Source organism: Microbacterium pullorum, from assembly GCF_014836535.1.
In the GTDB taxonomy this organism is placed as follows: Bacteria; Actinomycetota; Actinomycetes; order Actinomycetales; family Microbacteriaceae; genus Microbacterium; species Microbacterium pullorum.
On sequence record NZ_JACSQP010000013.1, the window covers coordinates 35,284 to 55,486 of the forward strand.

At 69.9% G+C, this 20,203-nt stretch carries 19 protein-coding genes and 1 tRNA gene; 14 read left to right on the forward strand and 6 right to left on the reverse strand.

Going from position 1 to position 20,203, the window contains the following annotated elements; genetic code table 11:
• The first annotated feature begins 42 nt into the window (after window positions 1-42).
• The 6 genes from H9651_RS14245 (at window position 43) to H9651_RS14270 (ending at window position 8,013) form a co-directional block, all read left to right on the forward strand.
• The gene (locus tag H9651_RS14245) at window positions 43-1,662 is read left to right on the forward strand and encodes a sugar ABC transporter ATP-binding protein (protein WP_191719994.1); all 1,620 of its coding nucleotides are present in this window, start codon (window positions 43-45) and stop codon (window positions 1,660-1,662) included.
• Window positions 1,659-2,741: an ABC transporter permease gene (locus H9651_RS14250; protein WP_191719995.1), complete on the forward strand. Its 1,083-nt coding sequence runs from the start codon at window positions 1,659-1,661 to the stop codon at window positions 2,739-2,741. Before H9651_RS14245 ends, H9651_RS14250 begins: the two co-directional genes overlap by 4 nt.
• Complete coding sequence (locus tag H9651_RS14255) at window positions 2,738-3,790, forward strand: ABC transporter permease (RefSeq protein ID WP_191719996.1); 1,053 nt, start codon at window positions 2,738-2,740, stop codon at window positions 3,788-3,790. The genes H9651_RS14250 and H9651_RS14255 overlap by 4 nt, the downstream gene beginning before the upstream one ends.
• Window positions 3,791-3,954: 164 nt before the next feature.
• On the forward strand, window positions 3,955-5,541 hold the full coding sequence (locus H9651_RS14260) for a xylulokinase (protein ID WP_191719997.1): 1,587 nt from the start codon (window positions 3,955-3,957) through the stop codon (window positions 5,539-5,541).
• 29 nt (window positions 5,542-5,570) lie between these two features.
• The gene (gene araA / locus H9651_RS14265; RefSeq protein ID WP_191719998.1) at window positions 5,571-7,073 is read left to right on the forward strand and encodes an L-arabinose isomerase; all 1,503 of its coding nucleotides are present in this window, start codon (window positions 5,571-5,573) and stop codon (window positions 7,071-7,073) included.
• Between the two features lies 1 nt (window position 7,074).
• On the forward strand, window positions 7,075-8,013 hold the full coding sequence (locus tag H9651_RS14270) for an aldose 1-epimerase family protein (RefSeq protein WP_191719999.1): 939 nt from the start codon (window positions 7,075-7,077) through the stop codon (window positions 8,011-8,013).
• 73 nt (window positions 8,014-8,086) lie between these two features.
• Here the strand turns inward: H9651_RS14270 and H9651_RS14275 are convergent, their stop codons facing one another.
• The 4 genes from H9651_RS14275 to H9651_RS14290 form a co-directional block, all read right to left on the reverse strand.
• Window positions 8,087-8,287, reverse strand: coding sequence for a hypothetical protein (locus tag H9651_RS14275; protein ID WP_191720000.1), 201 nt, complete (start codon window positions 8,285-8,287; stop codon window positions 8,087-8,089).
• 133 nt (window positions 8,288-8,420) lie between these two features.
• The gene (locus H9651_RS14280; RefSeq protein WP_191720001.1) at window positions 8,421-10,178 is read right to left on the reverse strand and encodes a carbohydrate-binding domain-containing protein; all 1,758 of its coding nucleotides are present in this window, start codon (window positions 10,176-10,178) and stop codon (window positions 8,421-8,423) included.
• The gene (locus H9651_RS14285; protein ID WP_191720002.1) at window positions 10,175-10,981 is read right to left on the reverse strand and encodes a polyphosphate polymerase domain-containing protein; all 807 of its coding nucleotides are present in this window, start codon (window positions 10,979-10,981) and stop codon (window positions 10,175-10,177) included. The genes H9651_RS14280 and H9651_RS14285 overlap by 4 nt, the downstream gene beginning before the upstream one ends.
• Complete coding sequence (locus H9651_RS14290) at window positions 10,978-11,547, reverse strand: DUF4956 domain-containing protein (protein WP_191720003.1); 570 nt, start codon at window positions 11,545-11,547, stop codon at window positions 10,978-10,980. The genes H9651_RS14285 and H9651_RS14290 overlap by 4 nt, the downstream gene beginning before the upstream one ends.
• Before the next feature lie 187 nt (window positions 11,548-11,734).
• On the opposite strand from H9651_RS14290, the gene H9651_RS14295 reads away from it, so the two are divergent.
• From H9651_RS14295 to H9651_RS14320, 6 genes are all read left to right on the forward strand, one after another.
• A complete protein-coding gene (locus H9651_RS14295; RefSeq protein WP_191720004.1) occupies window positions 11,735-12,325 on the forward strand; it encodes an asparagine synthase in 591 nt (196 codons plus the stop codon).
• Window positions 12,326-12,407: 82 nt separating this feature from the next.
• Window positions 12,408-12,480 (forward strand) — tRNA-Arg (locus H9651_RS14300).
• Between the two features lie 211 nt (window positions 12,481-12,691).
• Complete coding sequence (locus H9651_RS14305) at window positions 12,692-13,132, forward strand: Hsp20/alpha crystallin family protein (RefSeq protein WP_191720005.1); 441 nt, start codon at window positions 12,692-12,694, stop codon at window positions 13,130-13,132.
• A 79-nt stretch (window positions 13,133-13,211) separates the two neighbouring features.
• Entirely contained in the window at window positions 13,212-13,574 is a 363-nt protein-coding gene (locus H9651_RS14310) for a VOC family protein (RefSeq protein ID WP_191720006.1), read from the forward strand.
• A gap of 35 nt (window positions 13,575-13,609) precedes the next feature.
• Entirely contained in the window at window positions 13,610-15,100 is a 1,491-nt protein-coding gene (locus tag H9651_RS14315; RefSeq protein ID WP_191720007.1) for an L-serine ammonia-lyase, iron-sulfur-dependent, subunit alpha, read from the forward strand.
• Between the two features lie 43 nt (window positions 15,101-15,143).
• The gene (locus tag H9651_RS14320) at window positions 15,144-16,145 is read left to right on the forward strand and encodes a DUF2804 domain-containing protein (protein ID WP_191720008.1); all 1,002 of its coding nucleotides are present in this window, start codon (window positions 15,144-15,146) and stop codon (window positions 16,143-16,145) included.
• A gap of 14 nt (window positions 16,146-16,159) precedes the next feature.
• On the opposite strand, the gene H9651_RS14325 is transcribed toward H9651_RS14320, so the two are convergent.
• Window positions 16,160-16,588, reverse strand: coding sequence for a MarR family winged helix-turn-helix transcriptional regulator (locus H9651_RS14325; protein ID WP_191720009.1), 429 nt, complete (start codon window positions 16,586-16,588; stop codon window positions 16,160-16,162).
• 34 nt (window positions 16,589-16,622) lie between these two features.
• Here H9651_RS14325 and H9651_RS14330 point away from each other — a divergent pair, with 34 nt between their 5' ends.
• Complete coding sequence (locus tag H9651_RS14330; protein ID WP_225216832.1) at window positions 16,623-18,413, forward strand: DUF2207 domain-containing protein; 1,791 nt, start codon at window positions 16,623-16,625, stop codon at window positions 18,411-18,413.
• A gap of 8 nt (window positions 18,414-18,421) precedes the next feature.
• Here the strand turns inward: H9651_RS14330 and H9651_RS14335 are convergent, their stop codons facing one another.
• Entirely contained in the window at window positions 18,422-19,165 is a 744-nt protein-coding gene (locus H9651_RS14335) for an alpha/beta fold hydrolase (protein WP_191720011.1), read from the reverse strand.
• A 73-nt stretch (window positions 19,166-19,238) separates the two neighbouring features.
• Here H9651_RS14335 and H9651_RS14340 point away from each other — a divergent pair, with 73 nt between their 5' ends.
• Window positions 19,239-19,937 carry a helix-turn-helix transcriptional regulator gene (locus tag H9651_RS14340; RefSeq protein ID WP_191720012.1) on the forward strand — a complete coding sequence of 233 codons (699 nt, stop codon included), beginning with the start codon at window positions 19,239-19,241 and terminating at the stop codon, window positions 19,935-19,937.
• Window positions 19,938-20,203 lie beyond the last annotated feature (266 nt).

A 20,203-nucleotide genomic window follows, 5' to 3' on the forward strand; every position in this document is an offset into this window, starting at 1 on the left:
CCAGCTTGGTCGTCACTGCGGCCGATCACAGGATGCGAAGCAATGAGTCAAGAACTGCCGGTCGTGCAGATGCGCGACATCTCCATCGAGTTCCCCGGGGTCAAAGCGCTGGACGGCGTGGATTTCCGCTTGTTCCAGGGCGAGGTCCACGCGCTGATGGGTGAGAACGGTGCCGGAAAGTCGACGCTCATCAAGGCGCTGACGGGTGTGTACAAGATCGACTCCGGATCGATCGTGGTCAGCGGCCAGGAGAGCCAGTTCCACGGAACGAGCGATGCGCAGGCGGCCGGGATCTCCACGGTCTACCAGGAAGTCAATCTGGTCACCAACCTCTCGATCGGTGAGAACGTGATGCTCGGCCACGAGGTGCGTGGGCCCTTCGGGATCAACTGGCGAGCGACCCACAAGTCCGCTTCCGCCGCGCTCGAGCGCCTGGGATTGGGTGATCTGGACACGCACAAGCCGCTGTCCACCCTTTCCATCGCGGTGCAGCAGCTCGTCGCCATCAGCCGGGCCATGGCGATCAAGGCCAAGGTGCTGATCCTGGATGAACCGACGTCGAGCCTCGACGCGAACGAGGTGGAGGGGCTCTTCCGCGTCATCCGCTCGCTGCGCGACCAGGGCGTGGCGATCCTGTTCGTCTCCCACTTCCTTGACCAGATCTACGCCATCAGCGACCGCATGACCATCCTGCGCAACGGGCGCTACGAGGGCGAGTACGCCACGCGTGAGCTGGACCGGCGCACCCTCATCTCCAAGATGATCGGCAAGGACCTCGACACACTGAACTCCCTCGGCGGCAACCGCCGGGTGGACAAGCGCGACCACGCCGCCGAGGAGCCGGTGCTCATCGCGCAGAGCCTCGGTCGCCGCGGAGCGATCGAGCCGACCGACCTGAGCATCCACAAGGGCGAGGTCGTGGGCTTCGCCGGTCTGCTCGGATCGGGCCGCACGGAGCTCGCCCGCCTCCTGTTCGGCGCCGATCGCCCGGACCAGGGGGCCATCGCGGTACACGGCCGCCGCGTGGACCTCAAGACTCCTGCCGACGGGCTGGGCCACCGTATCGCCTTCTCCACCGAGAACCGTCGCGACGAGGGCATCATCGCCGATCTGACAGTGCGGGAGAACATCATCCTCGCCGTGCAGGCCGAACGCGGGTGGGCGCGACCGTTGTCACGCAAGGAGAAGGACGAGATCGTCCACAAGTACGTCACGGCGCTGAACGTGCGGCCGGCCGACCCGAACCGCCTGATCAAGAACCTCTCGGGCGGCAACCAGCAGAAGGTGCTGCTGGGTCGCTGGCTCGCCACGAATCCCGAGGTGCTGATCCTCGACGAGCCGACGCGCGGCATCGATGTCGGCGCCAAGGCTGAGATTCAGGAGACGGTCGCCGAACTCGCCGAGAGCGGCGTCGCCGTCGTCTTCATCTCCTCCGAACTCGAGGAGGTCGTGCGTCTGAGCGAGAGGATCGTGGTGCTCAAGGATCACCAGAAGATCGGCGAGATCGCCAACGGTCCGGGGGTGACCGCCGAGCAGGTCGTGGACATCATCGCCGCGCACGGCGTCGATGCCGCCGCCGACAGCGGACTGGTCGATGCCGATGACGACCTGCGCAGCACGGACGCGGCGCATCTTCCTGCCGCAGGGGAGGAGCGGGCATGAGCGCCGCGGTAAGGGCGGAGGCGCTCAAGGAGCTCCTGCGCAAGCCCTTCGTCTGGGGCATCGTCGCCATCGTCGCGCTGCTGCTGCTGAACGTCCTCAAGGACCCGGGGTATCTGGCACTGTCCATCAACCCCGCCAACGGCAACCTCGTGGGCAACCTCATCGACATCCTGCGTGCCGCCGCGCCGATCCTCATGATCGCCGTCGGGATGTCGCTGGTGATCGCCACCGGCGGCATCGACCTGTCCGTCGGATCGGTGATGGCCGTGGCCGGCGCGGTGTCGATGGAGTTCATGAAGTCCGCCGGCGACTCCGGTTCGGTCGGTGTCATGCTCGGGGCCGTCGGGCTCGCCCTCATCGTCAGCGCCGTGCTCGGCGCGGTGAACGGCGTGCTGGTCGCCTACGTCGGCTTGCAGCCGTTCATCAGCACGCTCATCCTCATGCTCGCCGGCAGAGGGCTGGCGAAGGTGATCACCTCGGGTCAGAACACCTCGGCATCCAACGACCCGTTCCGATGGATCGCCAACGGCTACCTGATCGGGGTGCCCGTCGTGTTCCTGCTGGCCGCGGCCATCGTCGTGGCAGTCGGGCTGATCGTGCGCCGCAGCGCCCTCGGCCTCATGATCGAGGCGATCGGCATCAACCCCAAGGCAAGCCGCATGGCCGGGATCAAGCCGCGAGGGCTGCTGCTCACCGTCTACATCTCCAGCGGCGTGCTCGCCGGCATCGCCGGCGTGATGTCGGTGGGAACGGTGATGACGGTCGACGTCAGCCGCACGGGCTACCAGCTCGAGCTCGACGCGATCCTCGCCGTTGTGATCGGCGGTACCTCTCTGGCGGGCGGCAAGTTCTCGATCGGCGGCGCCGCGGTGGGTGCCCTGCTGATCGCGACCCTCGACAAGACCGTGCTGTTCCTCGGTGTCTCCTCCTCCGCCACGCCCGCCTTCAAAGCGATCGTGATCGTGGTGCTGTGTCTGCTGCAGTCCGAGCGTGTGCGCGGCTGGTTCGTGCAGCGCCGACGCAGTCCCAGAACTCCGTCGGCCATTCCCGCTCGCTCCGAAGAGGAGGTGGCGGCATGACCGCCCTGGACAGTCGCCCGCCGGCCACGACGACACGCGCATCCGGTTTCGCCGGCGTGCTCGCCTCGCTGCGCCGCGTGATCACATCGAACCCGTCGGTCCTGCCCACCGTCGCCGCCATCACGATCTTCCTTGCGATGGTCGTCTTCGGTGAGCTGTCGTACGGCCGAATCGTGCAGTACAGCACGCTGTCGAACCTGCTGATCAACAACGCACACCTCATCATCATCGCCGTCGGCATGACGTTCGTGATCCTCACCGGCGGCATCGACCTGTCGGTGGGGGCGGTCATCGCGCTGTCGAGCGTGGCGGGAGTGATGCTCTCCAACGCGGGTTGGAATCCCGCGGTGGTCGTCCTGCTCATGGTGCTCATCGGCACTCTGTCGGGCCTGGTCAGCGGGGTCCTCGTGCAGTATTTCAACGTGCAGCCGTTCATCGCCACGCTGGCGATGATGTTCCTCGGACGCGGCCTGGCGTCGCTGCTGAGCACCGTGCCCGAGCGCCTCGCCGACGATTCGCCGATCCGCGCGCTCGGAACACAACTGAAGATCATCGACGGGCCCAAGGTGAACGACCTGGTCATCTCGCCCGGCGTCATCATCGCCATCGTCGTGGTGTTGGTGGCGTTCTTCGTCCTGCATCGCACACGCACCGGGCGCACGGTGTACGCCATCGGCGGCTCCGAGAACTCCTCCGCGCTCATGGGACTCCCGGTCCCGCGCACGAAGGTGCTGGTGTACGTCATCAGCGGCTCCCTCTCGGGAATCGCGGCGGTGGTCTACACCTCGCGTCTCGGCATCGCACAGAACATCACCGGGATCGGCTGGGAACTGGATGCCATCGCGGCCACCGTGATCGGCGGCACGCTGCTGACGGGCGGCTTCGGCTACGTCCTCGGCTCGGTCATCGGTGCACTGGTGCTGGGGCTCATGAACGTGCTGATCACGCGCGACGGCGGCATCCGCCCCGAGATGACGACGATCATCACCGGCGGCATCCTCCTGGTGTTCGTGCTGCTGCAGCGAGCGGTGAGCAAGAAGCGCGAATAGCCCTGCGCCTGCGGGGCGGATCTGCCGGTGCACGGAACGGATCGCGCTCACTTCAACCGATAACATGCCCATGCTCGCCGCGCGAACCAGCGCCAGCCGCCGACATCGTCCGCATCGGACGCTGCAGTCCGACGGTCCGAGAAGAAGGTGAAGACCCCATCCCCATGAACGACACCATCGCCGACGCCATCCGCGCCGGGCGCACCTCCCTCGGGATCGAACTCGGTTCCACCCGCATCAAGGCGTGCCTCATCGACGCCGACGACCCGGCCCGGGTGCTCGCCGTCGGCAGCCACGCCTGGGAGAACCGGTTCGAGGGGCGGCTGTGGACCTACTCCCTCGACGACGTCTGGTCGGGACTGCAGGCCGCCTACGCCGACCTCGTCGCCGATGTGCGCACGCGCTGCGGGGTCACCCCCGACACGTTCGGCGCGATGGGCGTGTCGGCGATGATGCACGGCTACCTCGCGATGGATGCCACGGGCGAGCTGCTCGTGCCGTTCCGCACCTGGCGCAACACCCACACCGACGCCGCGGTGACCGCCCTCAGCGCACTGTTCGAGGTGAACATCCCGCACCGGTGGTCCGTCGCCCACCTCTACCAGGCCGTTCTCGACGCCGAACCGCATGTGCCCCAGGTCGACTTCTTCACGACGCTCGCCGGCTACGTGCACTGGCGCCTCACCGGCCGCCGCGTGCTCGGCATCGGCGACGCGTCGGGCATGTTCCCGATCGACTCCGCGACGCACGACTACGACGCCGACCTGCTCACCCGCTTCGGCGGTCTCGGCACGGGACTGGACCTCCCCGCCCTCCTCCCCGAGGTGCTCGTGGCCGGTGCTCCCGCCGGCGACCTCACCCCCGAGGGCGCCGCGCTGCTCGATCCCACCGGCACCCTCCGCCCCGGCATCCCGCTCTGCCCGCCCGAGGGCGACGCCGGCACCGGCATGGTCGCCACCGGCGCCGTCGCTCCCCGCACCGGCAACGTCAGCGCCGGCACCAGTATCTTCGCGATGGTCGTGCTCGAACGCCCGCTGGCCGAGGCCCACCACGAACTCGACCTGGTCACCACTCCCGCCGGCGACCCGGTCGCCATGGTGCACTGCAACAACGGCGCGAGCGAACTGGCCGCGTGGGCGGCGATGTTCGCCCGGTTCGCCGAGGCGGCGGGCACCCCCCTCGAGCCGGATGCCGTGTACGAGACGCTCTTCCGCGAGGCGCTGACCGGGGACGCCGACGCGGGCGGCCTGCTCGCCTACAACCACCTCGCGGGCGAGCCGATCGCCGGCCTCGCCGAGGGGCGCCCGCTGTTCGTGCGCACCCCCGACAGCTCGTTCACCCTCGCCAATGCCATGCGCGCCCAGCTCTACGGCGTCTTCGGCACTCTCGCGCTCGGCATGCGGGTGCTCGAAGAAGAGGGCGTGGCGCTTGATCGCATGTTCGCGCACGGGGGGATGTTCCGCACCGCCGGGGTCGCCCAGCGCTTCCTCGCCGGGGCGCTCGGCGCACCCGTCGCCGTCGGCGAGACCGCCGCCGAAGGCGGAGCCTGGGGCATCGCCGTGCTGGCGTCGTACCTGGCATCCGCCCGCGCGGGGGTCGACCTCGCCACCTACCTCGAGCGCGACGTGTTCGCCGGCGCCGACATCACCGTGGTCGACCCCGACCCCGCCGATGCCGCCGGGTTCGCGACCTACCTCGACCGTTACCGTGCCGGCCTGGCTGTGGAAGCCGCCGCCGTCACCGCTCTCTGACCCGCAAGATCCCCAGCGAAGGAACACCCATGGCCCTCTCCACATCCCTCGACGGCTACGAGGTCTGGTTCGTCACCGGCAGCCAGAACCTCTACGGCGAAGAGACCCTGCGCCAGGTCGCCGACCAGTCCCAGGCCGTCGTCGCCGGCATGTCGGGGCTCCCGGTGCGCGTCGTCTGGAAGCCCGTGCTGAAGGATTCCGACAGCATCCGTCGCCTGGCCCTCGAGGTGAACGCCCGCGACGACGTCATCGGCGTCATCGCGTGGATGCACACCTTCAGCCCCGCCAAGATGTGGATCGGCGGCCTCGACGCCCTCACCAAGCCGCTGCTGCACCTGCACACGCAGGCCAACGTCGAGCTGCCGTGGAACGACATCGACTTCGACTTCATGAACCTCAACCAGGCCGCCCACGGCGACCGTGAGTTCGGGTACATCCAGACGCGCCTGAAGGTCGCCCGCAAGACCGTCGTCGGGCACGTGTCGAACCCCGTCGTGCTCGAGCAGATCGAGCAGTGGCAGCGCGCCGCCGCCGGCTGGCAGGCCGCCCGCACCCTCAAGCTCGCCCGCTTCGGCGACAACATGCGCTACGTCGCCGTGACCGAGGGCGACAAGACCGAGGCCGAGCTGCGTTTCGGTGTGCAGGTGAACACGTGGGGTGTGAACGAGCTGGCGGATGCCGTCGCCGCGGCATCCGACGACCAGGTCGACGCCCTCGTGGCCGAGTACCTCGAGGCGTACGACGTCGCCGAGGAGCTCCGCCCCGGTGCTGAGCGCCACCAGTCGCTGCGCGACGGCGCGGCGATCGAAGTGGGCCTGCGCACGTTCCTCGAGGCGGGCGGCTTCGGCGCCTTCACGACCTCGTTCGAAGACCTGGGCGCGCTGAAGCAGCTGCCCGGCCTCGCGGTGCAGCGCCTCATGGCCGAGGGCTACGGCTTCGGCGCCGAGGGTGACTGGAAGACGGCCATCCTGGTGCGCGTCGCCAATGTCATGGGTGCGGGCCTCCCCGGGGGCGCGAGCCTCATGGAGGACTACACCTACGACCTCGTCGAAGGCTCCGAGAAGATCCTCGGCGCCCACATGCTCGAGGTGTCGCCGTCGCTGACGACCGCCAAACCACGGCTCGAGGTGCACGCCCTCGGCATCGGCGGCAAGGAAGACCCGGTGCGCCTGGTCTTCACCGCCGACCCCGGCCCCGCCATCGTCGTCGCGCTGAGCGACATGCGCGACAGGTTCCGCCTCGTCGCGAACGTGGTCGAGAACGTCGACGCGCCCGACCTGCCGAACCTGCCCGTGGGCCGGGCGGTCTGGAAGCCCGCCCCCGACTTCGCCACGAGCGCCGGATGCTGGCTGGCCGCGGGCGCTGCCCACCACACCGTCATGTCCACCGCGGTCGGCATCGAGGTGTTCCGCGACTTCGCCGAGATCGCCGGCACCGAGCTGCTCGTCATCGACGAGGACACCACGGTGCGCGGCTTCCAGCAGGAGCTGCGCTGGAACGCGGCCTACTACCGCCTGGCGCAGGGGATCTGACATGCCGCACATTCCGGCATCCGGCATCCAGCACGTCCTCCGTCACGGGCGCTGCGAGGTGGTCGTCGCGAGCGTCGGCGCTTCACTGCGCTCCTTCACCCACGACGGCCGCGACCTCGTCGTGCCGTTCGAAGCCGACGAGGTACGCCCCGCCTACCGCGGCGCGACCCTCGTGCCGTGGCCGAACCGCATCGTCGACGGTCGGTACTCCTTCGGCGGCGCCGAGCACCAGCTGCCGCTCACGGAGCCCGCGCGTCACCATGCGCTCCACGGCCTGGCGGCTTGGCTCGACTACGACGCCGTCGACAAGGGGTCGGACCACGTGACCCTCACCGCGGTGATCGAGCCGCAGACCGGCTACCCGTGGCGCGTGCGGGTGACGACGTCGTTCGCGCTCGGTGACGACGGCCTCACCCAGACCGTGCGAGCCGAGAACCTGTCTGCCCACCCGGTGCCGTTCGGCACCGGCCCGCACCCGTATCTCGTGGCGGGGGAGGGCACGGTCGACGACTGGACCCTCGAGCTCCCGGCATCCGAGGTGCTGCAGGTCACGCCCGACCGGCTCATCCCGACCACGCTCGGCCCGGTGGATGCCGCGTTCGACTTCCGTGTCCCGCGCACGATCGGCGCGACCGAGATCGACCACGCGTTCACCGGGCTCGCCCCGCATGCCGGCGGCATCAGCACCGTGCGCGTCACGGCGGAGGGCGGTCACGGCGTCGGCATCGCGTGGGACGCCGCGTGCCCCTGGGTGCAGGTGCACACCGCCGACCTGCCCGGCGGCGCGGCCCAGGCCGGCCACCGCGCAGGGCTGGCCGTCGAGCCGATGACGTGTGCGCCCGATGCGTTCAACGCGCCGCGCTACGACTTCGACCCCGGCCTCATCGTCATCGAGCCGGGGGCCGTCGCCGAGGCGAGCTGGCGCATCTTCGCGATCTGAGTCGCGCGCGACGGCGGTCACCGCACGAAGGAGGGGCCCGGAACCGCAGTTCCGAGCCCCTCGCTTCGCGGAGTCAGCTGTCGTCGCGGAGCTTCTCCTTGACCTCATTGCGGGTCTGCACGGAGTCGCGGTCCGCCTCGGCCTTCTTCACGTCGGCCTCTGCCTTGTGCTCGTCGACCTTGTCCTTGACCTTGTCGACGGTGTCCTCGAACGCATCCTTGGCCTTGCGGGCGGCCGTCTCGGCTGCGTCCTTCGCGTCATCGATGAAACCCATGATTCGCTCCTTTCGTGGAGGCGGCCCGCGTCGATCCGGCCGTCTGGCGTGTCTCGACGCTAACCCCGGGCCCTTCGCCGGTCATGGGGTTGAATCGGGTCTGCCCCGGTGGTATCGGCGCGGCGCGCTGCGGTCAGCGCGGCGCGCCGGGAGCGCCCCCGCCCGGGCCTCCCGCACCCGGTTCGCCCATGCCGGCCGAGCTCTGCTGCCCGGCGACGGCAGTGGCGAGGGTCGTGCCGTCGGCGACGAGCGAGTAGGTCTCGCCGTTGACGATGCCCGCGGTGGAGAACACCAGGCTCTGCGCCTGCTTGCTCGTCGTCACGGTGCCGAGCTGTTCGCCCGAGGCTGACACGATGGTGAGGGTGGTGCCGGCGGGGATGCGGCTGTTCACGGTGAACTGCACGCTGGCCTGGGCGGACTCGGCGCTGGGTGCCTGCACCATGCCTGCGGTGCCGAGCGCATAGAGCGTGCCGCCCGAGATCGTCACCCCGCCGTCGGCGTCGATCGCGCCGTTGCCGTCGTTCGTGGGGCCCTGCACGGTCACGGTGCCGCCGCTCATCTCGACCGTGCCGTTGGCGTCGAGGCCGTCGCCGCCCGCGTCGACGGTCAGGTCACCGCCGGTGATCACGAGCGTGAGCGCGGCGGCGCCGGCGTCGGGCTCCGAGACGTTGACGGCGTCGTCGCTCGCGGTCAGCGAGATGGTGCCGCCCTCGATCGTGATCTGCCCGGCCTCGAGGCCCTCGACCGACGAGGGCACGCTGACCTCGCCATCCGAGACGACCAGCTGCAGCTCGGCGTGGGCGCCGTCGTCACCGCTGGAGAACTCCACGTCGGCACCGGCGAGGTGCAGGTACGCGTCGGTGTTGACGGCGTCGTCGGCTGCATCGATGAGGGTCGACCCGGCCTCGAGCACCGCGATGGTGCCCGCCACGACACCCTTGGCGCCCGATTCGGGGTCGGAGGTCGCCCCGCCACCGGCGGTGATGTCCACGGTGCCGCCGGTCTGCACGACGTCGGTGTACGCATCGATGCCGTCGCCGCCGACCGTGAGGGCGAGCGTGCCGTCTTCGATCGCGATGAAGCCGCGGTCGGCATCCTCCTCGTTGTCGGCCTTCAGCCCGTCGCCGCCGGCATCGACGGCGATGTCGCCGTCGCGGACGATGAGGTAGTCCTTGCCGCGGATGCCGTCGTCGGCCGCGTCGACGTTGATGGTGCCCGACTGGATCACCAGTCCGTCGCGCGACGCGATGCCGTCGTTGCCGTTGCCGGCGACCGACACGGCGCCGGAACCCGTGATGGTGAGGTCGGCGGCGCTGGCGAGCGCGGCGTTCGCCTCGACGTCCTCGGGGTAGCTCGCGGCGTCGCTCAGGGTGTTCGACGAGCCGTCGGCCAGCACGACCACGGCTTCGTCGGCGGCGACGATGTCGATCGCGGCACCGGCGGTGTGGGCGATGTCGACGCCGTCGAGCACGAGGGTCACGGTTCCCTCGCCTGCGCTGTCGACCACGACCTGGCCCTCCAGATCGCCGCTGAGCACGTAGGTGCCGGCGGCGGAGATCGTGACGGTCGAGCCCGTGATGTCGACGTCTGCCGACTCCGACGACGCGCTCGACCCGTCGAGATCGATCGCCGTGGCATCCGCTTCCGCCCACTCGACGTCGGTGGCGTCATCGTGCGCCTGCTGGTTGCCGGCGAGCACATCGGCCGCGGTGGAGAAGCCGTCGAGCGTCGTGTCGACGGTGCGCTCGGACTCGGTGGTCGCGTCGGTGGTCGCGGCGGTGGCTGCGGTCTGCGTGCCGGTCGCGCAGCCGGTGAGGGTGAGTGCGAGGGCCGCGGGACCCGCCACCAGCCACAGTCGGCGGCGAGAAGAGGGCTCGGGCAGGGGGGTCATGCGTGTCCTTTCGGAGTGGAGAAGTGGCGTTGCAGGGTGCGGTGCCATTTGTTGCGGGGCAGGCCCGGACGCAGTGCCGCCAGGCCCGTGGCGTACTTCGAGACCGTCGCCGGTCGGTGCCCGCAGCGCCAGAGCGCCCGGTCGAGCGCTCCGGCGCGGCATCCCGATTTCGTCTCGACGATCACGGCATCGGGGAGCGTGAGCGTGCCGGTGTCGTCGGGGGCGTGCAGGTCGCGCCACCGCAGGTCGATATCGATCGTTCCGCGGGAGGCATCGCCGTCGTCGCCCGGCAGCAGCAGCGTCGCCCGGCGGTAGCCGGTGGTGAGCACCGGTTCGAGGCGCTGTGCGATCGGCTCGGCGTGTGGGATGCCGGCTTCGGCGAGCATGCCCGCGGCATAGCCCACCGCCGCCTCGTCGAGGCCCGCGCGCACTCCGTCGTCGCCGACGGGGACGCGGTCCTTCACGGTGGCCGAGCGTCCGCCGCGGGTCTTGACCTCGAGGAATGATCCGCCGGAGTCGACGTACGTGCGTGCCCGCACCTTGAACCGGCGACGCCTGCCGTGGGCGGCGCCCAGGTAGCTGTCCAGTTCCGGGGTGTCGAAGTAGCGGGATGCGTAGCGCAGCAGTCGCTCGCCGCCGACCTCGAGCACCTCGGTGCCGGCCGGCAGCTGTGCGAGCACGGCGGGCAGGTCGCGCCGCGTCAGGAGGTATTTGCGGTCCACGCGCGTCTGCAGTTCTGCGGCCGCGTTCAGATCCTCCAGGCTCACCGGGTGGAGGTTGTGGAGCGTCGCGAGCGCCGTCATCGCGCCATCACCCCGCGCGGCTCGCGCGGCTGCGCGAACCGCACATCCACGGTCGTGGTGTCCGAGACGAGGTCGACACACCGGATGGTGATGCCGTGCACGGGGCAGCCGAGCAGCTGCTCGACGGCGGCGGTCGCGGCACGCTCGTCGGTGTAGGCGCGGTCGAGCACCATCGACTGTTCGCGCGAGCGGCGGAGCATCGCCGGGCTGTCGACCACGGCGAGCACCGCGACGATGAGGGTGACCAGGCCCACGCTCAGCCAGCTGAACGTGGTGGACAGTCCGCACACGAGGCCGATCGCGAGGGCGGCGAAGTAGTAGGCGATCTCGCTCTGGTCGATCTCGCTCGAGCGCAGGCGGATGATCGAGAGCACGCCGAAGAGACCGAGCCCGAGTCCCGCACCGATCGTCGTGGAGCCCAGCACCATCGACACCGCCACAACGCCGACGTTGATGCCGACGAACGCGATCGCGAGATCCCGGCGCCGGTGACGCGGGAAGTACACCGCGTAGGCGAGCACGAAGATGGCGACGAGATCCAGTGCGATGGCAGCGACGATGTCCATGGGTCCTTCCTGTTCGGGATGCCTCCATTCAGCGACGCGCACCTATGCGATCGCTATGACGGGGCTCAGCCGCCGCTTGGAGTAGGTGTCACGCGGCGCGCGAGGCTCCTGGCATCCCGGTCGCCCGCGGGAATCCCGAATCGATTCCGACGCACCCCTCGGCCTAGGATCGTTTCAAGGGGGTGCCGTGGCGCAGCGACGAAAAGTCAAGCACGACGACATCGTCGCCGAGGGGCTCTACATCGCATCGGCGGCGACGCGGCTCGCATTGAAGAACCGCATCCTCGTAGACATCCTCACCGGTGGCGAGGACTACTCCGAGGCCCGGTTCGTCCCCCACGCGCGGGAGACTCTGCTGCACCTGGCGGACGAGGCGGAGGCTGACGCCGAGCGCGCCGAGCGCGAGCGCAAGACAGCCAAGGGGCGCCATACCGACTCGGACGGCACCCACGACTACCGCAGTCGCGACGTGCGCAACCTGCGCAAACGCGCCCGCCAATCACGCCACATCGCCAAGGAGCTGCGGGAGCGAGCCGAGGATCCGCTGGAGCTCGCGAAGCTCGTGGAGGACGCCCGTGACGCGGCCTGGTCGGAGGTGGCGAAGAACATCGACCGCACGCTGAGCATCGAAGCCGCCCGCCCCGACCTCGAACCCGACTACGAGCGGATGCGGCGCGCGCGCATGCAGGCGCTGCGCATGGTCGACATCCCGAAGCTGCGCGCGCACCGCCAGGCCGTCAAGCGCGCCGTCGCCGAACGGGGCGACGCGCCCGGATGACCGCCGCCGAGCCGTTCGATTCGCGCCTCGCGCCGACGTCGGGTAGGCTTATCGACGGCCCGCACGACAGTGCACAGGCCATGCGCCCGTAGCTCAATGGATAGAGCATCTGACTACGGATCAGAAGGTTGGGAGTTCGAGTCTCTTCGGGCGCACACTGTGTTGAGACAGTAACGAAAGGCCCCGGTTCGCCGGGGCCTTTCGTGTTTCCCGGGTGCGGATGCCGCCACGATCGCCGCTCACGTAAGCGTGACCCCTTGGCACTCTCGAACGCGAATGCTAATCTGGACGTACTTGAGTCGATGCGACTCAAGTTTGCAGACCTGATGGATGCCGGAACTCCGGCACCGCTCGAGAGGAGACGATATGGCGAACTACGACCCGCTCCGTGACCTGGAGCGTTTCGCAACGAACCTGATGGACCCGGTGCGCCGCGGACCGCGGCAGATGCCGATGGATCTCTACCGTGAAGGCGATCACTACGTGCTCGCCGCCGACCTGCCGGGCGTCGACCCGGGCTCGGTCGACATCGACGTCGACGGCCAGCTGCTCACCATCCGCGCCGAGCGCACTCTCAATGTCGGAGAAGGCGTGAAGTGGATCACCCGTGAGCGTGAGGCCGGCAGCTTCCTGCGCCAGCTGAGCCTCGGCCAGGGCCTGGACACAGAGCACATCGCCGCCAGCTACCGCAACGGCGTGCTGAGCGTGCGCATCCCGGTGAGCGAGAAGGCCAAGCCCCGCAAGGTCGAGGTGACCACCGAGGACTCGAACCCGACGCTCTCGGTGAACGAGTCGTCGCAGGCGTAAGCGGCGCCACCGCACGAATGCGCCGGAGCCCCGGACCACACCGGTCCGGGGCTCCGCTGCGCATGACAGACTGCCGCACATGAAACTGCTGCAAATCGCACAGCACGCGGTCGATCTCGACCGGGCCGCAACGTTCTACGCCACGCTGCTCGACGCCGAGCCCGTCGCCCGCTTCGACGACCCTGAGCTGGTGTTCTTCGACCTCGACGGGGTGCGGCTGCTGCTCGACCGGTCTGCGCCGTCGGCGCTGGTCTACCTCGAAGTCGACAACGTGCACGAGACGCTCGAGCGGGTGCCGGGCATCGAGGTGGTGACGGCGCCGCACGTGATCTTCCGGCACGACGACGACACCCTCGGGCCGGCTGGGTACGACGAATGGCAGGCGTTCGTACGCGACTCGGAGGGCAACGCCGTCGGGCTCGTCGCCTTCCAGCGCCCTTGACCCCCGTCGCGGCCCCGGCGACGTAGGCTCGACGGGTGAGCGCATACGTCTCGGCGTTCGAGCTGTTCTCCATCGGAGTAGGCCCCTCGAGCTCCCACACCGTCGGCCCCATGCGAGCCGGGCGCGATTTCGCGGCGCGCCTGCGCGAGGCGGGAACCCTGCCGAGCGTCGCGCGGCTCGACTGCGCGCTGTACGGCTCGCTCGGTGCGACCGGCATCGGCCACGGCACGCCCGACGCCGTGGTCGCGGGCCTGCAGGGGCACACCCCCGAGTCGGTTGATCCCGCGACGGTGCGCCACGCGTGGACCGACTGGCCGGCCGGCAGCGACCTCGTGCTCGACGGCACGCACCCCGTCGCCTTCGCGAAGGAGCACATCACCTTCGCGCCGCGCACGCGGCTGCCCGGGCACCCCAACGCCATGACACTGACAGCCACGGATGCCGCCGGTGCCACCGTCGCCGAGGAGACCTACTACTCCGTCGGCGGCGGCTTCATCCGCCGCGAGGGCGAAGCCCCCCAGGTGGCGACCACCCCCTTCCCACTGCAGTACGACAGTGCAGACGAACTGATCGCCCTCTGCGACGAACGCGGCATCACCATCGCCGAGGCGGCGCGGCTGAACGAGCAGGCGCTGCGCAGCGAGGCTGAGGTCGCGGCCGGGCTCGATGCGATCTGGGATGCCATGAGCGCGTGCGTCGAGGCGGGCCTGCACGCCGATGGGGTGCTCCCGGGCATGCTCAAGGTCAAGCGCCGGGCGGGTCTCATCCGTCAGCAGCTCGAGGCTGTCCAGGCCGAGGGGCATCGCGAACTGCCGGGCGAGTGGCTGGGCGCGTTCGCCCTCGCCGTCAACGAGGAGAACGCCGCCGGTGGCCGCGTCGTCACCGCGCCGACCAACGGCGCGGCGGGCATCCTCCCGGCCATCGGCATGTTCTGGTGGCGATTCCTGGCGGACGTCGGCCTCGGCGACGGCAATGCCGTGACGCCCTACGGCGAGCTCGTCGGAAGCGCCCTGCTCGGGTTCCACGCGCCGACGGGCGAGCACGCCGACCCGATCGACGAGGCCGCCCGCACCGAGGCGAATCGGCGCCGCGGCATCCGCCGGTTCCTGCTGACGGCGACCGCGCTCGGCTCGCTCTTCAAGGCGAATGCATCGATCTCGGGAGCCGAAGGCGGATGCCAGGCCGAGGTGGGGTCGGCGTGCGCGATGGCCGCGGCCGGCCTCACCGCCGTCATGGGCGGCACGAACCGGCAGATCGAGAACGCCGCCGAGATCGCGATGGAGCACCACCTCGGGCTCACGTGCGATCCGGTGGGCGGGCTCGTGCAGATCCCGTGCATCGAGCGCAACGCGATCGCCGCCTCCACCGCCGTCACGGCCGCGCGCCTGGCGATGCGCGGCGACGGCTCGCACTACGTCTCGCTCGACACCGTGGTCGAGACGATGCGCCAGACCGGTATCGACATGTCGACGAAGTACAAGGAGACGAGCGAGGGCGGGCTCGCCGTCAACGTCATCGAGTGCTGACCGCCGTGGCATCCCGCCGCGCCGCCCGAGAAGAGGAGCACGCGTGACCCTGCCCGAACTGACCCGACCCGTATCGCTCACTGCCGGCGACGGCCGTGTGCTCAACCGCGACGCCGTCGGGTGGGCGCGGCAGCCGCTCGTCGACGCGTCGCGCGTGAGCGAGCACGCGTGGGGGCGCAACAAGCGGTGGGAGTACTGGAACGTCACGACACCGACGCACATCCTCGCGCTGACGGTGTCGTCGATCGACTACGCCGCCGTGCACGAGGTGTGGGTGCTCGACCGGGCGACCGAGCGCACCTGGCACGCCGAGGCGACCGTGCTGCCCGCCCGCGGTGTGGCCCTCGCGCCCCGCCTCGAGCAGGGGTCGTCCCGTGCGCGGGCGAAGGGCCTCGAGATCGACATCGACGAGGTGCCCGGCGGCACGCGGCTGCGGGCGCGCATCGCCGACGTGTCGTTCGACGTCTCCGCCGATCTCGCGCCCGAGCACGAGCGACTCGCGGTCGTCGTGCCGTTCACCGCGCGGCGGTTCCAGTACACGGTGAAGGACGTCGCGCGCCCGGCGCACGGCACTGTGACGGTCGAAGGGGTCACCTCCGACGTGCCGGCGGGGCAGTCGTGGGCGGTGCTCGACCACGGCCGCGGGCGCTGGCGCTACGACGTGGAGTGGAACTGGGGCGCAGGTTCCGGGATCTCGCACGGCCGCACGATCGGCATCCAGGTCGGCGGACGCTGGACCGACGGCACCGGGTCGACCGAGAACGCCATGCTCATCGGCGACCGGCTGCACAAGATCCACGACGAGCTGCGGTGGGAGTACGACCTCGACCAGTGGCGGCGGCCGTGGCACGTCAGCGGCGGTGGGCTGGATGCCACCTTCGAGCCGTTCTACCTGAAGACCGGACGCACCGACCTCGCGGTGCTGGCCTCGCGCACCCACCAGTGCTTCGGCCACTGGTCGGGCACCTTCATCGCCGAGGACGGCGAGACGGTCGCGTTCGAGCAGATCCTCGGCTGGGCCGAAGAGGTGCACAACCGCTGGTGAGGCGCCGGTGAGGCTCAGCGCTCGCGGAGCTTGAGGGCGAGGTCGCGCAGCTGCTGCAGTTCGTCGTCGTCGAGCACAGACATGCGGCCCGCGATGGACTGACCGTGGCGCGCCGCCAGCCGGCGGAAGATGGCAGCGCCCTCCGGCGTCGCAGTCACCACCGCGCCTCGTCCGTCCTCGGGGTCGGTGCACTTGATGAGCAGGCCGCGCGCGACCATTCGGTCCACCAGACGCGAGACGCTGGGCTGGCTGATGAGCATGTTGGCCGTCACCTCGCGCAGCCGCGCGGTGAGGTCGTCGGACCGCGTGACCGTGAGCAGCACGTCGTACTCGGCCTGTGACAGCTCCGCATCGCGGAAGTCGACGTTGATCTCCTCGAACACCTCGTGTTGCGCCCGGAAGAGTGCCTCCCACGCGTCGATGGCGAGGCGGCGGTCGGTCATGGGGACCACTGTAACCCGGCATAGGCTGAGCGCCATGGTGCGAATCGTCAGACGGATCGGTCTCGTGCTCGCGGCGTTCGCGGTGATGGTGGTCGCATCCGTCGCCCTGGCGCTTCCCGCAGCGGCAGACGTGGACGACTTCGAGTTCTCGAGCCTCGACGTCGATTACACCCTCACCAGAGACGAGGACGGGACGAGCCGGCTGCACGTCGTCGAGACGTTCGTGGCGGTGTTCCCCGATGCCGCGCAGAACCGCGGCATGCGCCGGGCGATCCCGTCGTCGTACAACGGGCAGCCGCTGAGCCCGTCGCTCGTGTCGATCACCGACGAGACGGGCGCCTCACGGCCCGCCGAGACCGACTCCGAAGACGGGGTGTTCGAGATGGTCTCCCGCGCCGACGACTACGTGCACGGTGCGCAGACCTACGTCTTCACGTACGACCTCGAGAACGTCACCTGGACCTTCGACGGCGGTGGCCAGGAGTTCTACTGGGACGTCAACGGTGTCGACTGGCCGCAGAGCTTCGGGCGCGTGACGGCCACGCTCTCCATGGATGCCGCGCTCGCCGCTTCGCTCACCGGGGAGCAGGCCTGTTACGTCGGCGCGCAGGAGGCGACCGAGCAGTGCGAGATGTCGATCACTCCCGACGGCAGCGGCACCGCGATCACCGCCGCGGCCGAAGGCGTGGGTCCGTACGAGACGGTGACGATGGCGGTCGGGTTCCAGCCCGACACCTTCACACTGTTCGACACGTCCTACTTCGCCTCGGGGTGGGGCTGGGCGCAATCGGTGGCGATGCTGGGCCTCGCCGGCGCGGTCGGCGCGGCGTTCTGGTCACGCCGACGGTGGCTGCGCGATGATCCGGGCCGGCCCACGATCATCTCCGAATACATCCCGCCGAGCGACATCGATGCCCTCGAGAGCGCCGTGCTGCTGGGGAAGCCCTCCAAGGCGATTCCCGCCGAGGTGCTCGAGCAGGCGATCGTCGGCTCGATCCGCATTCTGGAGGGTGCGCCGAAGGCGTTCGGTGGCTCGAAGATGCGTGTGGAGCTGGTCGACCCGTCCCGGGCGGACGGCGACGGGCGGATGCTGCTGGACGGGCTCTTCGGCCCCGATGCGGCACCCGGTGCCACGTTCGAGTTCGGCAAGCAGGACACGCGGCTGTCGACCGTGGCATCCAAGATCCTCAAGGCCGCCGACCAGGAGCTCGATCGACGCGGGCTGCGTCGGCCGGTTCCGGCCGGCGCGCGGGCATGGCCGATCGTGGCGGTGGTGCTCAGCGCGGGTCTGGTGATCCTCTTCGGGGTGCTGGCACTGCTCTCCTTCGTCTCCCCGGTCATACCGGCGGTGCTGTTCGTCGTGGCTGCGGGTGCGCTTGTGCTCGGCGTCGGGCTGATGGTGCATCGTCCACTGACCGCAGCGGGAGCCGAGGTGCGCGATCACCTCGCCGGTCTGAAGGTGTTCATCGATTGGGCGGAGGCAGATCGCATCCGCATGCTGCAATCGCCGGCGGGAGCCGAGCGGCGGCCGGTCGACGTCAACGATCCACGCCAGATGATCCACCTCTACGAAGCGCTGCTGCCGTACGCCGTCGTGTTCGGCCAGGAGAAGAAGTGGGCCGACGAGCTGATGGTCTTCTACGACCGTGCCGACGTCACGCCCACCTGGTACTACGGCGCGGCCGCGTTCAATGCGGCGAGCTTCTCGTCGAGCATCGCCTCGCTCTCGTCTGCGGCGATGTCGTCGTCGTCGACCTCGGGTGGGGCGTCCGGTGGCGGTTCGGCCGGTGGCGGTGGCGGTGGCGGCGGAGGCGGCGGGGTCTGACCCACCGGTCAGTCCGTTTGCGCGGCCGCTGACCGGATGAGCTCGGCGAGGTCGCCGGGGCGGCTCCACATGGGCCAGTGGCCTGTGGGGAGGTCGACGACGTCGAGACGGGCGAGGTTCGCGACCTCGGCGAACATCGGGTGGCCTGCCGCAGCGAGCTCCCTCACCTGTGTGCTCGGGATCGAGCAGCACACCAGGGTGGTCGCGACCTCGCGGCGGGCGTCGTTCGTGAGTGCGGCGCGCTGACGCACGACGGGGCCGGGCATCGGGACGGCGCGGGCGCGGAAGCGCTCGAGCGCCGCGTCGCTCAGGCCCTCGAGACTCGCCTGCTGCCCGATGACCTCGAACGGCGGCAACGGCAGCTCGGTGACCTCGTCGGGGAGGTCGGGGGCGAAGACGCTCCCGTCTGCCACCGGGCCGGAGTCGACCCACACGACCCGATGGACCAGTTCGGGATGCCGGTCGAGCACGAGGCTGACGGGGAAGTTCGCCCCGCTGTGGGCGACGAGGGTGGCGGGTTGGTCTTTCGACACCCCGAGCCGGGAGAAGACGTCGAGGATCGCGGCGACCTGATCGTCGAGGGTGCGTGACGCGCGCTCGGGGTCGCTGTCATCCAGCCCGGGCAGCGTCAGCGCGACGGTGCGCAAGTCTTCGGCGGCGTTCAGGTGGTGCAGCACTTCGTCCCACGCCCATCCGCCGAGCCAGTGCCCGGCGATGAGGACGATGGCCGGTGTGTCTGTCGTGCGTGTCATGTCACCACCTTCGCGCGCGCTGCGGACAGCTGTATGTCACTATTTGTGGCATGAATTCCATGCGGGGTGATCGGTGAAGCGGGCCGAGCGGCTCCACGCCCTGTCGGAGATGCTGCGCCGCGGCGGCACGCGGGGGTATTCCGCCGAGCGGCTGGCACGGGAGTTCGGTGTGTCCGTGCGCACGGTCAAGCGGGACCTCGATGCGCTCGAGAACAGCGGTGCGCCCATCTGGTCGCGCCCCGGTCCGGGTGGCGGATACGGGTTGGTCGGGGGAGCGTCCCTGCCGCCGGTCACCCTTTCGCCCGCGCAGGCCGTGGCGCTCATGGCGGCGGTGTCCGCGGCATCCGATGCGCCGTATGCCGATCTGGCGGCGGCCGGGGTGCAGAAGATCCTGGATGTGCTCGACCCCCGCACCCGGGCGCGGGCCGACGAGCTGGCCGGCCGTGTCTGGGTCAACCCGACCCCCGCATCGCCGCGCGCGATCAGGTCGGTGCTGGAAGAGGCGATGGCCGAGCAGCGGGTGCTCCGCATCCGCTACACGTCGGGGAAGGGTGCCACGACCACTCGCGACGTGGAACCCGTGCTGTTCGCCTCGACGAATGGCCAGTGGTACCTCGTGGGGTGGTGCCGCCTGCGCGATGCGATGCGGTGGTTCACCCTGTCGCGCATCGAGCGGGCGAGCGTGACGAAGGCGGCGTGCACGGGTCACTCGGTGCACGAGGTCGGTGAGCCTCCGCCTGACGCCAGGCCGGTGCACGCGCGAGGCGAGTGAGTCAGTCGCCAACCCGAGGTCGCCCCGCCGGAGGTTCTGACCGTGCGCACGGCTACCCGCCGTCCGGGGTGGGTAGCCGGTCGGCGGGTGGACATGCTGGCGCTAGAAGGGTGGTGGCGCGCCGCTGTCGGCGGTCGCGGTGGCGGTGGCGGTGAATTCGAGGGTGCGGTGGGGGATGTCGAGGTAGTTCTGCCCGGTGGGGCTGGTCCATTCCAGGGTGCCGTCGGGGTGTTGGGTGACGGTCCAGGCGGTGTGGTGTTTGAGGG

Coding starts and splice junctions, on each gene's coding strand:
- H9651_RS14245 (WP_191719994.1), top strand. CDS start 43: ATGAGTCAAGAACTGCCGGTCGTGCAGATGCGCGACATCTCCATCGAG.
- H9651_RS14250 (WP_191719995.1), top strand. CDS start 1,659: ATGAGCGCCGCGGTAAGGGCGGAGGCGCTCAAGGAGCTCCTGCGCAAG.
- H9651_RS14255 (WP_191719996.1), top strand. CDS start 2,738: ATGACCGCCCTGGACAGTCGCCCGCCGGCCACGACGACACGCGCATCC.
- H9651_RS14260 (WP_191719997.1), top strand. CDS start 3,955: ATGAACGACACCATCGCCGACGCCATCCGCGCCGGGCGCACCTCCCTC.
- araA (WP_191719998.1), top strand. CDS start 5,571: ATGGCCCTCTCCACATCCCTCGACGGCTACGAGGTCTGGTTCGTCACC.
- H9651_RS14270 (WP_191719999.1), top strand. CDS start 7,075: ATGCCGCACATTCCGGCATCCGGCATCCAGCACGTCCTCCGTCACGGG.
- H9651_RS14275 (WP_191720000.1), bottom strand. CDS start 8,287: ATGGGTTTCATCGATGACGCGAAGGACGCAGCCGAGACGGCCGCCCGC.
- H9651_RS14280 (WP_191720001.1), bottom strand. CDS start 10,178: ATGACCCCCCTGCCCGAGCCCTCTTCTCGCCGCCGACTGTGGCTGGTG.
- H9651_RS14285 (WP_191720002.1), bottom strand. CDS start 10,981: ATGACGGCGCTCGCGACGCTCCACAACCTCCACCCGGTGAGCCTGGAG.
- H9651_RS14290 (WP_191720003.1), bottom strand. CDS start 11,547: ATGGACATCGTCGCTGCCATCGCACTGGATCTCGTCGCCATCTTCGTG.
- H9651_RS14305 (WP_191720005.1), top strand. CDS start 12,692: ATGGCGAACTACGACCCGCTCCGTGACCTGGAGCGTTTCGCAACGAAC.
- H9651_RS14310 (WP_191720006.1), top strand. CDS start 13,212: ATGAAACTGCTGCAAATCGCACAGCACGCGGTCGATCTCGACCGGGCC.
- H9651_RS14325 (WP_191720009.1), bottom strand. CDS start 16,588: ATGACCGACCGCCGCCTCGCCATCGACGCGTGGGAGGCACTCTTCCGG.
- H9651_RS14330 (WP_225216832.1), top strand. CDS start 16,623: ATGGTGCGAATCGTCAGACGGATCGGTCTCGTGCTCGCGGCGTTCGCG.
- H9651_RS14335 (WP_191720011.1), bottom strand. CDS start 19,165: ATGACACGCACGACAGACACACCGGCCATCGTCCTCATCGCCGGGCAC.